Origin of the sequence: Pseudarthrobacter sp. NPDC058196, assembly GCF_042882685.1 — a bacterium.
In the GTDB taxonomy this organism is placed as follows: domain Bacteria; phylum Actinomycetota; class Actinomycetes; order Actinomycetales; family Micrococcaceae; genus Arthrobacter.
This window is the reverse complement of sequence record NZ_JBHVVN010000002.1, coordinates 435,156-448,603: the sequence shown is the minus strand read 5'-3', so window position 1 is coordinate 448,603 and position 13,448 is coordinate 435,156. Positions and strand designations below refer to the sequence as shown.

Genomic DNA, 13,448 nt, shown 5'->3' with positions numbered 1-13,448 from the left:
CGGACATGACTTACTCGCCGTACATCAGGTTGGTGAGGAACGCGTCAAGCTGGCGGCGGGGAAATGCTTCATCGCCGCTTGCGGTGAACGGACGTGCCTGGTCGAGGTAAAGCCCCTCCCACGGTGAGCACTTCAGCTCCCCTGCCTCGAAGGGGACAGCCTCGAAGGCCGTGACTTCCGCTGCGGGCGACGGTGCCTGGACGGAGGTCACATGGGCGTGTGACGGGGCTGCGTAACGGTGGCCGAAAGCGGCGAAAATAGCGCGGTGGCCGATGGAGATCGACATGATCAGTTTTCCTTCCTTGTGGCGGCTGCAGGACAACCCCGTCCCAGAGCTCGGCAGAACTTTTTGAACGTAGCGTTCGTAGATTGAACGTGACATTAGTGTGGCATACCTCACCCCAGCGGTGCAATGCAGTGCGGTAAAAGATTTTCTACTTCTCGCTGTCCCCTCGGGCCATTACGACAACCCTTGGCTTGTCGGCGCTGCAGACCAGCAGCCGGCCGCGCCCTAGCTCTTGGATGATCCAGAAAACACTTCGATCCAGGGCGAGCATGTCAATTTGCCCAACCGTACTCAGGCCATTCCTGGGGAGCACTTGCACCACATCCCCGCGGGACAACTTCGACCAGTCCGGGACCGGCGAGGGGAGCGGGGGTGTGCGACGGAGCCGTGGAGTACGGGAGTATCCGGGCATGTCTTGATTCCGTTCTGCTGGGAAGATTTCGGGCGCTCCGGCCTTGCAATGAAGGATAACGAGGGCCACAATGGAAATGTTCATCTGATGAACGTCACGTTCAATTTATTACTCTAGGGTTGCTGCTGCAAGACCTTGCATCAACGGAGATGATGGCCATGAAACGAGGGGAAAAGCCCACTGCCGGCCTCCGCCACACCGCGCCGTCGCAGATCGTACCTGCGTCTGCCACGCCGCATTTTGTTCCCGTTCAGCCAGCCGGCTACGAGCGTTCTCTCTTTCCGGACGTGGCAGGATGACCAGACCCCATTGGCGTCGGCAGCAGAAGCAAAAGCCTCGCAGAGACCCCGCTGAAGTAATACGGGAACGCGATGCACGCAGGACGGCAGCTCTTGCTCAGTGCGTGAGGGAAATCAACAGCGACATGGAAGGACGCGGGCTGACACACAGCCTCGTGGCCGAGCGCGTGGGCATACCAGTCCAATACGTGCGCTGGAAGTATCCATCCCTCGAACATCTGCTGGCCATGGCGGATGCCCCACGCTGACCTGAGGGCAACAGCTTGGCGCCACTGAAGGACAGCCGCCCACACTTCCGTTCGAGACAGAGCCGCCCCGATGGTTGTCTGGCTCGCCCGCCATAGGCCACACCGCTAAGCTCCCTGTCCCCAAAGCAATCGCAGGTAAGCGCCGGTACGTTCCGCAGATTGCCCCCCACTACCCAGCCTGGCTTATCGCCAAGTGACACCAAAAGGAGCTTCAGTCAGGAGTCGCCCGGCTCGAAGCCCAGGAGCGCCTTCGCGATGTCCTTGCCCGCCATTCGAAGGTCATTGATCGTGTCCGGCAGGCTCTCCGAGTTCAGCCGTTGCTCTGGTCCGTTGACCGACACGATGCCAACCAGGGCGCCTGCCACGTCCCGGACCGGCACCGCCACAACGAAGAGTCCTTCTTCGAGTTCGTTGTTGAGCAGGGCGTATCCGTGTTCGCGAACCGTATGCAGTTCGTGGATGATCGCGTCCCGCTTGGTGATGGTGCTCGGCGTATAGGCTTCCAGTTTCTTGGGCAGCGCCTTGATAACTTCCTCGTCGGTCATCTCTGCAAGCAGGAGCTTGCCCGTTGCACTGGCGTGCACCGGGTAGGTTTCACCGACATACATGGTGACGTTCAGGTACCGGGAACCGGAGGCTTCAGCGATAACGTCATAGGCCAGTGCTTCACGCACCATGGCAAAGCTCAGGGTCTCCTTTAGCTTTGCCGCGTACTCCTCCAGGATGGGCTGCACCCTGGCCACGGCGCCAGTATAGGGGTCGGCCAGCCGGCCCAGCCGTGCCATCTCCCAGCCCAGTGTGTAGCGGTTGTCGACCCGGTCAACAAACCCCGTTTGCTCCAGGCTCAGCAACAGGCGGAATGCGGTGGGGCGCGTCATTCCGACAGCCTGGGCGAGTTCGGTGACAGTGATGCCTGCCCTGTGCTGGCCGAGCTCACTGAGCAGGACGGTGGCCTTGATAACGGACTTGTTGGTGAGGTCTACTGCCTCGCCGGCCGCGACATCGTCACCGGCTGTTACCGCTTGTACGTCCACGCCTGTTTCCGTTGCCACATTAAACCCCGGTTCCGTTCATGTCTGCTCAAGGCAATGATGCCCCGACTGGCTGTCTCCACCATCCTATGCCTCCATAGAGCGAACGGGGCGTTCAGGAATCAGGCGACGTCACCCCGCTACAGCTGATTCGGAGGCCCGTGCCGCCAACCGGGCTGATGCTGCAACGGCCTCACGTGCGGCCACGGCCAGCAAACCGTTGTCCGACGCCGTGGGCATGAAGCGGAAGCCAAGTGTGATCATCTTTTCGGACAAAACCGGCTCCCCGGTGTAGATGCCGGGGACTACGCCCGCATCAATGCAGCGGCGGGCAACATCGGCGAGGATGCCGTCGGCGCCTTCGCCGGTGAGTTCCTCGAGCGTGATCCCCAGGCTGAGGGAGAGATCGTAGGGGCCAACAAAGACGGCGTCGGGTCCGGTGGACAGGATGGCGTCAAGGTTTGCCAGACCGGCGGCCGTTTCGATCATGAGGATGCACAGTGCATCGTCCTGCTGGTTTCCCGGGACCGGTTTGGGGTAGCGGGGACTGCGACGGGTGGGGCCGTAGCTGCGCTTTCCACGTGGAGCGAAGCGGGTGGCCGCTATCAGGGCCGCTGCCGTGGTTGCATCTTCCACGGTGGGAAAGATGATGCCGCCTGCGCCGGCATCGAGCACCCTGCCAACAGTGCCGGCCTCGTGCCCGGGTGCGCGGACGATCGACGGCACGCCAAACAGATGGGCAGCTTCGATCAGGGGCTGCAGTTCGGAGATTTCAGCACCGCCGTGCTGGCCATCGATACAGATCCAATCGAATCCTTCGGCGGCCAGGATGTCGACCGCTGCCGGGTCCCGAAAGCTGACCCAGGCGCCCGGGTGGGTGCCGCCGTCGTCGAGGTTCAGGCGGGGCGTGGGCAGGCTGGTGGAGTTGGCGCTTTCACCGTAGATCTTCATGGTGTCCCTTCGGCAGATTTCAATGATGTTGGGTGGCATTACTTGGACGCCTGGCCGGGGAGGTCCCGGCCAGGCGTCCATGGTGGTTGTTGAATGGTTAGTGCTGCAGGGCAGGCTTGCCCAGCGGCGCGGAGGTGTCGCTCAGGCTCAGGCCCTTGGTTTCCGGTGCAAGGTACTGCGAGATCACTGCACCCAGCACGCAGATGCCTGCGGCGATCAGCATCGTGGTTCCGACGCCCAGGCCATCGACGGACAGGGGAAGGATGAACGTTCCCGCCGCTGCGCCGATCCGTGAGAAGGCGGTGGCGAAGCCGACGCCGGCGCCGCGGATTTCGGTCGGAAAGACCTCGCCGGGATAGACGCCGGTCAGGGCCGTTGAGACGGCGTTGAAAAACGAGAAGATGATGAAGCTGATCAGGATGATCATCGGCGACATGTGGGAGAACAGGCCGATGACAACCAGGGCGGCGGCGGCAATCCACATCGGCGGGATGGACAGTTTGCGGCGTCCCACTTTTTCAATCAGGAACATCGCGGCCAGGGAACCGGCCACCACGACGCCGTTGAGCACCAGCGCTCCTGCCAGGCCGTCTTCGACCCCCAGGCTTTCCAAAACGATGGGCGCGAAGGTGGCGATGGCGAAGTAAGGGGTGACATTACAGACCCAGTACATGCAGACGAAGATCGTGGAGTTTCGGTACTGCGGGGAGAAGAGCTTGCCGAAATTCGGCTTCTCGGACTTCTCGTGCTCCAGATCCTTGACGTCCGCGTCCTCCATGAACTGGTGGGCGATGGCAAACGCTTCCTCACGACGCCCCTTGCTGAGGAGCCAGCGCGGGGATTCAGGTGATCCCAACCGGAGCAGGAACACAATGAGCGACGGCACGGTGCTCATGCCCAGGATGATGCGCCAGTCGGCGTGGATTGATGTGGACATGTAGTAGCCCACAGCGTAGGACAGCAGGTACCCCACGTACCAGGCAACCTCCTGGAATGCCATGAGTTTGCCGCGCAACCTGGCTGGTGAGAATTCGACAAGAAGCGGCCAGCCGATGGCATAGTCCGCCCCGATTGCCATGCCCATGAGCAGGCGGATGACAAAGAGCTGCCAGGCGTCCGCAACAAAGAACTGGGCGGCGGAACCGACCAGGAAGATCGCGAGGTCGACAATGAACATCGGCTTGCGGCCGACCTTGTCCGCGAGGTAACCGCCGATGGGGCCGCCAAAGAAGATGCCAATCAGGGCAGAGGCCCCAATAAGCCCCTGCATGGTAGCGGACAGGCTCAGGTCAGCCGTCAAAGCGGGCATGACCAGACCGATGCCGCCCAGGATGAAGCCGTCAATAAACATACCGCCGGCGATCACGCCGCTGAGCTTGATCAGGAACTTCTTTTTTTGCGGGTCCTGGGGCGCCAGGGACTGCACGGGCAACCGGCGGGAAGGTGTTACAGATGAATTCACGATGGACTTCCTTGTAGATCGTGCTGCTGGGGAGGGATGCAGGCGCCGGTGGAATCAGCGCGAAGAGGAGATTTCGGCCGAAACATTGACCGGGGGCCGTTCATTTCTCGAACGTCGTGATCAAAAATATGGCATGGGCCACACTGGCTGTCAAGAGTTACACCGCAACAAGTCCCTGCGCTCCCGCCGGACGCGGTCGCGCCGGCGGCGACACCTCCGCTATCACGGTCACCTCTTGACAGTGAGTTGGCTTACATTCTAGATTGAACGCAATGTTCACAAATTGAACGCTCATCATTCCAGTAACGGCTTTGTCCGGCACGAGTCCAAGGAAGCACCGCTGCCATGAAAAACGAACCTCTCAGCCTTTTCGCTTTTGACGTTTTCGCCCCGTCTCACCTGACTTCCGGGTCGTGGCGGAACGATGCGGACCAGGGCTACCGCTATACCGATCTGCAGTACTGGACGGGCATCGCGCAGATGCTGGAAAAGGCCGGCTTCGACGGGATCTTTTTCGCCGACAACGTGGGCTACCACGACGTGTACCGGGGAAATGGCGACGCCGCGCTCCGCGACGCCGCACAGTTTCCCATCAACGACCCCACCGTGCTCATCAGCGGCATGGCCGCCGTCACCAGGCACTTGACCTTCGGGGTCACCGTCTCGGCAACGTATGAGCCGCCTTACCTGCTGGCCCGCAAGTTCAGCTCGCTGGACCACCTCACCTCAGGCCGGGTCGGCTGGAACATCGTCACCTCCTACTCCGAGGCCGCCGCCCGCAACCTGGGCAAGCAGCAGCAGCTCACTCCTGCAGAGCGGTATGACATGGCCGACGAGTACATGGACGTGGTGTATAAGCTCTGGGAAAGCTCCTTCGAAGAGGACGCCGTGGTCCGCGATGCCCAATCCGCGACATACATCGACCCGGCAAAGGTGCACCCCATCGAGCACGCAGGCGAGCACTTCACGGTGCCCGGTTTCCACCTGTGCGAGCCTTCCCCGCAACGCACCCCGGTACTGTTCCAGGCTGGTTCCTCCGCCAGGGGCATGGAGTTCGGCGGGAAGCACGCCGAGGCCGTCTTCATCCAGAGCACATCCGTGGAGGGTGCCAAGCGCAGCGTTGCCAAGCTCCGCCAGGCCGTCTCCGACGCCGGCCGCGACCCACGCGACGTCAAGATCGTCATCCTGCTCACCGTGGTGGTGGCGCCCACGGACGAGGAAGCCCAGGAGAAGTACCAAAAGGCCGTGGACAATGCGCCCATCGACGCCGTCCTGGCCCGCTTCAGTGGCTGGACCGGCATCGACATGGCCGAGTACGAGCTGGACACTCCCCTGCGCTCTGTCGGTACCAAGGCAGGGCAGTCCATGGTGGACATGTTCTCCAAGGCCGACCCCGACCGCGACTGGACCCCCCGCCAGATCGCCGAGTTCCTCGCCGTTGGCGGCACCGGATCCACGATCATCGGCTCCCCGGAAACCGTCGCCGCGGAACTGCGCCGCTGGCGCGACGAGGCAGACATCGACGGCCTCAACCTCAGCTACATCACCAAGCCCGGCGGCTGGGAGGAATTCATCGAACTCGCCCTGCCGGAACTGCGCGCCCAAGGCATCATCGCCCCGGCCCGCGCCGAGGACCAGGAGCCGGTCACCCTACGCGAGAAGCTCTTCGGCCAGAAATACACGCTGGACGGCCACCCAGCCACGGCCCAGCGCGCCAAGCACCTCAGTGAGGCCGCCCGCTAGACGCGGCACCGCACAACGGAATCATCACCTAAGGATCTTGTAATGACTGAACAAACTGACGTCGTCGTCATCGGCGCCGGCCTGGCCGGCCTCATCACCGCCCGTGAGCTCAGCAACCGCGGCCACAACGTGGTGGTCCTCGAAGCCCGGGACCGCCTGGGCGGCCGCCTGTACACCGAGCGCCGCCTGGGCCAAAACCTGGAACTCGGCGGAAACTGGCTGCACTGGACCCAGCCCCATGTCTGGGCAGAGGTCACCCGCTACGGACTTGAAGTCTCCCGCGGCCCCCGCTCGGAAGAAACCTACTGGCTGGCCGGTGACGAAGTGCGGCGCGGCAACTTGGACGACTTCATGAAACTGATCGACCCCGGCATGACCCGGCTGCTCGAAGACACCGTGAAATGGCTCCCCCGCCCGGACGCCCCCCTGACGGTCGAGAACCTGACAGAAGTTGACCAGTACAACCTGCAGGAAATGCTGGACAAACTGGACCTCTCCGAGGACGAGCGCAACGCCAACGAAGCCGCCTGGGTGGGTCACTTCAACGCACCTCTGAACCAGTGCGCCTACGTCAACGCGCTGCGCTGGAATGCCGGGTCTTCCGGGCACTGGCACCTGATGCACGAGGCCTCGGCGATCTACCGGCTCAAGGACGGCAACGACACCCTGGTGAACGCGATTGCCGGCGACACGGATGCGGAGATCCGCCTGAGTGCCCCCGTCAACGCAGTGCGCCATACCAGTGACGGAGCCACGGTGTTCTACGCCGACGGGCAGGAGATCGAGGCCAAGAAGGTGGTCATCACCCTGCCGCAGAACGTGCTGCACAAGCTCGATGTCCAGCCCGCCCTGTCCGAAGGCAAGCTCGCACCCAGCCGGGAAAAAACCGCATCCCAGGGCGTCAAAGCGTGGATCCGGGTCAAGGGTCCCATCAAGCCCTTCTTCGCCTACTCCGCCCAGGACAAACCGCTCTCCGTGATCCGGACCGAATTCGTCGGCAAGGACGACGCCGTGCTGGTGGGCTTCGGTGCCGACGCCAACCGCATTGATGTCACCGACATCGACCAGGTCCAGCAAGCGATCAAGGTATGGCGGGACGACCTGGAAGTCCTCGAGGTCACGGGTCACAAGTGGGGCGAAGACCCCTACGCCGAAGAGACGTGGCTGGTCCAGCGTCCCGGCCAGCTCACCAAGTACCACGCCGCACAGCAGGCCAGCGAAGGCGCCCTGCACTTCGCCAGCGGCGACATCGCCAACATCTGGGCCGGATTCTTCGACGGCGCCATCGAAAGCGGACTGCGCGCGGGCCGCACTGTCCACGCAGAACTGAAGGAGGATCAACCATGACCGCCACCGCCATTGCCCCCGGGACCATCGACTCCGACCGCTACCGGGCCGTCATGCGGCACCTGCCCACCGGCGTCGCAGCCATCTGCTCCACAGATCCGGTGACCGGCACCCAGAACGGCATGATCGTGGGAACCTTCGCGTCCCTGTCGATGGAGCCGGCGCTGGTGACCTTCAGCGTGATGCACTCCTCCACCAGCTGGCCAAAGATCTCCCAGGCCGGGATCTTCAGCGTCAGCCTGCTCGCCGAGGACCAGCAACAGGTCTGCCGGGCACTGTCCGCCAAAGGCGAGGACAAGCTCAGCTCCGTTGCGTGGTCCGAGTCGGACTGGGGCACCCCGCACCTCCACGGCTCCCTTGCCTGGTTCGACTGCCGGATTGAACAGCAGTTCACCGCCGGTGACCACCTCGTCGTCATCGCCAGCGTGCTGGACATGACACCCGCTGAGCAGGCCTCCGCCCCGCTCATCTTCCACGGCGGCCGCTTCGGAAGCTTCCGCGAAGCCGCCTCCTAATCCGCACTGCCTGGCCGCATCTACCTTCTTCAAGGAAACCCTGACATGGATATCACCCCAGCCGCTGAAAAAACTCCCGACAGCGACATCACCCCGGCCCTCTACCGCCAGATCCTGGGCAAACTGCCCACCGGCGTCACAGCCATTACCGGCATCAATGACGACGACGAAAAGCACGGCCTCGTCGTGGGCACTTTCCAATCCCTCTCACTCGAACCGGCCCTGGTCATGTTCTGCGTGGACAAGTCCTCCTCAAGCTGGCCGAAACTGCGCAAACTGCAAAAGTTCACCGCCAACATCCTCTCCGACGACCAGATCAGCATCTGCCGGTCACTGTCGAAGAAAGGACCGCAGAAGTTCGAGGGCCTCCCCTGCACCCCCGGCCCCCTCGGAACCCCCCACCTCGACGGCGCCACCGCCTACATCGACTGCATGGTCACCGCAGAAGTCGTCGTGGGAGACCACTACATGGTCGTCGGGGCGGTCACCAACATGACTGAAGGAAACGGTGACGCACTTCTGTTCCGTGGTGGCAAGTTCGGACAGTACCTCCCCATCGAAATCCCGGCGCCCGAAAGCGCAGCACCGGCCGCACCGCAATCAGTACCAGCAAGGAGCGCATCATGACCCGCAGCGAAGCCATCCTCAAAGCCTGGAACGGCGCCTGGGGCGACGGTGATCTCGCAGCATTCGAAAACCTGCTGGCACCGGACTATGTCCGGCGGTCCAAATCGGGAAGCGAAGACTACGCGAGCCTTAGGAAGACCATCGAAGCCATGCACACCGCGTTCCCCGATTCCAGCACCGAAATCCTGGACATCGTGGAGGACGGCACCAAGGTGGCAGTCCATTGGAAAACGACAGGCACCCACCAAGGCGAGTTCATGGACGTCCAAGCCACCGGCCGCAGCGTCAACGTGACCGGCGCATCGTTCCTGCGCTTCGAAAATGACAAGCTCGCCGAGGAATGGGTCATTTGGGACCCCCGCGAACTGCTCTCAGCACTCGGAATCTGGCACCTAGGGCCAGGCAACGCCTAGCCAGAAACCCCGACCCACTTTCTACTGCCTCGGAAGGCACCCCATGACACTTCACGGACACTCCCTGATTGCCGGAGAAACCACCGCCGGAACCACCGGAACCACGAACGGGATCAACCCGGCCACCAACGAAGCAGTGGAACCCACGTACACGCTGATCAGCGAAGACCAGCTGCGGGCTGCAACCGAAGCCGCCGCTGACGCCTTCGATTCCTTCAGCGCACTAGACCCCGGACAACACGCACGCTTCCTGGACACCATCGCCGACAACATCGAAGCCATCGGTGACGAACTCATCGAACGGGCCTCCACCGAAACCGGCCTTGGCCTGGACCGTTTATGCGGCGAACGGGCGCGTACTGTTGGCCAGCTGCGACTGTTCGCCGACGTGGTGCGCCAGGGTGACTTCCGCGGCGTGCGCATCGACCCGGCCATCCCCGACCGGGCACCCCTGCCCAGGGCCGACATCCGGCAGCGCCAGATCCCCCTTGGGCCGGTTGCCGTGTTCGGAGCCAGCAACTTCCCCCTGGCGTTCTCCGTTGCCGGCGGTGACACCGCCTCCGCGTTCGCCGCAGGCTGCCCCGTGATCGTAAAGGCCCACAACGCCCACCCCGGCACCGCCGAACTCGTCGGCCAGGCCATCGTCAAGGCCGTCACGGACCTGGGCCTGCACCCAGGCGTGTTCTCCCTGGTCTACGGCTCCGGGGCGAGCATCGGCCAGGCCCTGGTGGCAGACCCGAACATCAAAGCAGTTGGCTTCACCGGCTCCCGCGAAGGCGGCACGGCCCTCATGCGCACCGCGGCTGCACGGTCTGAGCCCATTCCCGTCTATGCCGAAATGTCCTCAATCAACCCGGTCTATGTGTTCCCGGGCGCCCTGGATGGCGATGCAGAGACCCTGGCGAAGCAGTACGTCACCTCCGTGACCGGCAGCTCGGGGCAGCTGTGCACCTCCCCCGGCCTGGCCTTCGTCCCCGCGGGCGACGCCGGCGACCGGTTCGCTGCCGCCGTCACAAAGGAAATCGCTGCACTCTCCGGGCAGACCATGCTCAGTGGCGGCATCGCCTCCGCGTGGCAGCACGGCCACGATGCACTCGACGCCGAGACCGACGTCGAGCTTCTCGGCCGGGGCCAGAAAGGCCCCGGCGAGAACGCACCGGCACCGGCCGTGTTCAGCGCCGAACTTAGCGTCTTCACCACAAACCCGGTACTGCACGAGGAAATATTCGGGGCTGCGTCCCTGGTGGTCCGCTATAAGGGCATCGATGACCTGGTCGAAGCAACCAACAAGCTCGACGGCCAGCTCACCGCGTCGCTGCACATCACCGAGGACGACTACGCCGCTGCCGCGCCGCTCATACCCGCCCTTGAGCGAAAAGTGGGCCGGATCATCATCAACGGCTGGCCCACAGGCGTCGAAGTCGGCCACGCCATGGTCCACGGCGGCCCCTACCCCGCCACATCCGACTCCAAAACGACGTCCGTTGGCACCCTGGCAATCGAACGGTTCCTCCGCCCCGTGGCCTACCAGAACTTTCCGGAGCAACTGCGCCCCGCACCGCTCCAGGACGCGAACCCCTGGCACGTCAACCGCCTCATCGACGGGCAACCCGAACAGCGCTAGGCCCCGCCGCGCCCCATCTTCCGGCCCCGGGCACGCCTCCCGCAACGAGTCGCCCGGGGCCGGAACCCCAACACACAGAACTGAGGAACCATGTCCACCATCACACTCGACGATGTCGCCGATACGCTCCGCACCGCACGGCTTCAGGGACAGCCCGTACCGGCTCCGACCGAGACCTGGCCCGGCCTGGACGCGGACGCCGCATTCCAGGTCCAGAAGATCAACGTCGAACACGCATTGGCTGGCGGTGACCGGCTAGTCGGCTACAAGCTCGGCAACATCGCAAAGGTCATGCAGGACGCCTTCGGCCTGGACCAGCCGGACTACGGCCACCTGCTCGCCAGCCTCTTCGCCTTCGAGGGCACAACCTTCAAACGCGACAACTTCATTGCACCCTATGTGGAACTCGAACCGGCGTTCGTGCTCCGCTCCCGCCTGGGCGGCCGGAACACCACCATCGCGGACGTCATCAACGCCATCGATTACGCGCTGCCCGCCATCGAAATCATCGACTCGCGTGTGCAGAATTGGGCCATCGGCCTGCCGGACACCCTGGCGGACAACGGCTCCACCGGCGCCGTCATCCTCGGCGGCACCCCCCGGAAGGTCACCGACCTGAACCTGCGCGACACCCGCGGTGTCCTGACCTTCAACCACCGCGAAATCATTTCCGGCACCACCGGAAACATCCTCGGCAACCCCCTTGCCGCCGTCGCCTGGCTGGTCAACCGCCTCGCCGACTACGACGTGGAGTTCGAAGCAGGCCAGGTCATCCTTCCCGGCAGCTGCCTCCAGGCCGTTCCGATGAACGAAGCCGGCCGCTGGTCCGGGACCTTCGACGGCTGGGGCACCGTGGAATTCGACGTTTCGGCCTGATCATGCGCCTGGCCAACATTTCCGGACGCCTCCACCTGGTGACGCCCGATGACCACGTCATCGATGTGGCGATGGAAACGGGCGGACATTTCAGTCCACGGATCCAGGACTGCTACGAACGCTGGTCAGAACTCCGCAGTGTCGCCTACACGCTGGAGCAATGGCGCGGGACACCGCTGGCCGAGGTTCCGCCGTCCTCCTTCGGAAACCCCGCGCCGCAGCCCCGGCAGGTCTTCGCGATCGGGCTGAACTACGCAGCCCACGCCGCGGAAGCTTCGCTGGCCGTACCCGATGACCTCACGGTGTTCACCAAGTTCGTCACCGCCCTGACCGGTCCACACGGAACCATCTCCCTGCCGCCCGGCACCGTTGACTGGGAAGTGGAACTCGTCGTGGTGATGGGCCGCGGCGGGACGGGCATTCCTGCCGAAGAGGCGTGGAAGTACGTGGCAGGCGTCTCCGTGGGCCAGGACCTCTCAGAGCGGACTCTGCAGTCATCCGGGCCCGCGCCCCAGTACAGCCTGGCGAAGTCGTTTCCCGGGTTTGGACCCATTGGGCCGCTGCTGGTGACCCCCGACGAGTTTGAGGACCCGGACCGGATTGAACTGGGTTGTTCCATCAACGGCGAAGAAATCCAAAAGGGGAGCACATCGGACATGGTGTTCCCGGTGCCCGAGATCATCGCCCGCCTTTCACAGGTAACGCCCTTGCTGCCCGGTGATGTAATTTTCACCGGCACGCCAGCCGGCGTGGGCGTTGGTCGTACCCCCCAGCGCTTCCTCAAACCGGGGGACGAGCTGCTCAGCTGGGTGCAGGGTGTGGGCAAAATGCGCCACCTGATGCAATAACGGGGCAAAAACAGTAAGCGTGAATATGTCAACGTGATTCACGGCCATCATGACGGCTTGATTGAGGACCACCGTCTGGAGCAATGACGAGGCTCGGACGGGCGAATAGGGACCGTTCGGGGCGGACAACTGTAAATCGCGGATCAAATAGGAGTTCCTGGTAAAGGATCACCCGGTGGCACGTCCCCTGTGGAGGTGAGGGATGGTCGACACCGGGGCTAGGGTTTTCCCATGGAACAGGAAACCGGAAATGTGCGCCTGATGTTCTTGCGCGACCAAGTGGGGTTGGTACCCAGCGAGAACTATCCGGATGTAGCAGCTGATTTGCTTGTTGAGGGCTATGACTCTCCCTCGCTTCGCGAACTGGCCGGACATCTACGGAATGATCCACGGGGGGCAGCTGATTTATGGGTCCAGGTCCGGGAGGAGTTGGGCAGGCCCTATGAGGACGACGGCGACGCTCGGCGAGCATTGGTTCGGCACTGGCTCCAACAAATCGTTGACGGCGTCCTCGACCCATACCTTGGGACAAATCTCATTCTGGGCCATGCTTGGCACGAACTAGGTCAGCCCACGGAGTTGAATTATTTGGTTGTCCTCAGGGACGACTGGGACGACATGCCGCAAAGCCGGGAGGATATTTGCAACAAGATTGTGGAGGCGGCGCACGAAGTGTTGATTGATTGGTAGTCCGTCGAGGGCGCTCATCGCAAGGAAGGATCACCCGCCTAGTGGAGGATCGTCTATCGTGGCAGTTTGCCCCTAC

Annotated in this window: 12 protein-coding genes and 1 pseudogene; 9 read left to right on the top strand and 4 right to left on the bottom strand. The window is 63.2% G+C overall.

Annotated features, from left to right (window positions below; all coding sequences use genetic code 11):
- Positions 1-10: 10 nt before the first annotated feature.
- From ACFVVC_RS04795 to ACFVVC_RS04780, 4 genes are all read right to left on the bottom strand, one after another.
- The gene (locus ACFVVC_RS04795; RefSeq protein ID WP_056393943.1) at positions 11-286 is read right to left on the bottom strand and encodes a hypothetical protein; all 276 of its coding nucleotides are present in this window, start codon (positions 284-286) and stop codon (positions 11-13) included.
- A 1,174-nt stretch (positions 287-1,460) separates the two neighbouring features.
- The gene (locus ACFVVC_RS04790; RefSeq protein ID WP_387449740.1) at positions 1,461-2,279 is read right to left on the bottom strand and encodes an IclR family transcriptional regulator; all 819 of its coding nucleotides are present in this window, start codon (positions 2,277-2,279) and stop codon (positions 1,461-1,463) included.
- 129 nt (positions 2,280-2,408) lie between these two features.
- Positions 2,409-3,266 (bottom strand): HpcH/HpaI aldolase/citrate lyase family protein, encoded by an 858-nt coding sequence (locus ACFVVC_RS04785; RefSeq protein ID WP_056393941.1) that lies wholly within the window; start codon positions 3,264-3,266, stop codon positions 2,409-2,411.
- Between the two features lie 58 nt (positions 3,267-3,324).
- Complete coding sequence (locus ACFVVC_RS04780; RefSeq protein WP_235509896.1) at positions 3,325-4,689, bottom strand: MFS transporter; 1,365 nt, start codon at positions 4,687-4,689, stop codon at positions 3,325-3,327.
- 345 nt (positions 4,690-5,034) lie between these two features.
- Here ACFVVC_RS04780 and ACFVVC_RS04775 point away from each other — a divergent pair, with 345 nt between their 5' ends.
- The 9 genes and pseudogenes from ACFVVC_RS04775 to ACFVVC_RS04735 all read left to right on the top strand — a co-directional run bounded on the left by ACFVVC_RS04775 (position 5,035) and on the right by ACFVVC_RS04735 (position 13,372).
- Positions 5,035-6,432, top strand: a complete 1,398-nt coding sequence (locus ACFVVC_RS04775) for an LLM class flavin-dependent oxidoreductase (RefSeq protein WP_387449737.1) — start codon at positions 5,035-5,037, stop codon at positions 6,430-6,432.
- Between the two features lie 27 nt (positions 6,433-6,459).
- Positions 6,460-7,779: pseudogene (locus tag ACFVVC_RS04770) on the top strand (flavin monoamine oxidase family protein); the annotation flags it as partial.
- Positions 7,776-8,294: a flavin reductase family protein gene (locus ACFVVC_RS04765; RefSeq protein WP_056393934.1), complete on the top strand. Its 519-nt coding sequence runs from the start codon at positions 7,776-7,778 to the stop codon at positions 8,292-8,294. The pseudogene ACFVVC_RS04770 and the gene ACFVVC_RS04765, both read left to right, overlap by 4 nt.
- Before the next feature lie 45 nt (positions 8,295-8,339).
- Positions 8,340-8,921 carry a flavin reductase family protein gene (locus tag ACFVVC_RS04760; RefSeq protein ID WP_387449734.1) on the top strand — a complete coding sequence of 194 codons (582 nt, stop codon included), beginning with the start codon at positions 8,340-8,342 and terminating at the stop codon, positions 8,919-8,921.
- Entirely contained in the window at positions 8,918-9,334 is a 417-nt protein-coding gene (locus ACFVVC_RS04755) for an ester cyclase (RefSeq protein WP_387449732.1), read from the top strand. The genes ACFVVC_RS04760 and ACFVVC_RS04755 overlap by 4 nt, the downstream gene beginning before the upstream one ends.
- A 43-nt stretch (positions 9,335-9,377) precedes the next feature.
- On the top strand, positions 9,378-10,958 hold the full coding sequence (locus tag ACFVVC_RS04750; RefSeq protein WP_387449730.1) for an aldehyde dehydrogenase (NADP(+)): 1,581 nt from the start codon (positions 9,378-9,380) through the stop codon (positions 10,956-10,958).
- A gap of 90 nt (positions 10,959-11,048) precedes the next feature.
- Positions 11,049-11,834 carry a 2-keto-4-pentenoate hydratase gene (locus ACFVVC_RS04745; RefSeq protein WP_387449728.1) on the top strand — a complete coding sequence of 262 codons (786 nt, stop codon included), beginning with the start codon at positions 11,049-11,051 and terminating at the stop codon, positions 11,832-11,834.
- A 2-nt stretch (positions 11,835-11,836) separates the two neighbouring features.
- Positions 11,837-12,682: a fumarylacetoacetate hydrolase family protein gene (locus ACFVVC_RS04740; RefSeq protein ID WP_056393925.1), complete on the top strand. Its 846-nt coding sequence runs from the start codon at positions 11,837-11,839 to the stop codon at positions 12,680-12,682.
- Positions 12,683-12,913: 231 nt separating this feature from the next.
- On the top strand, positions 12,914-13,372 hold the full coding sequence (locus ACFVVC_RS04735; protein WP_144599659.1) for a hypothetical protein: 459 nt from the start codon (positions 12,914-12,916) through the stop codon (positions 13,370-13,372).
- Positions 13,373-13,448: the final 76 nt, after the last annotated feature.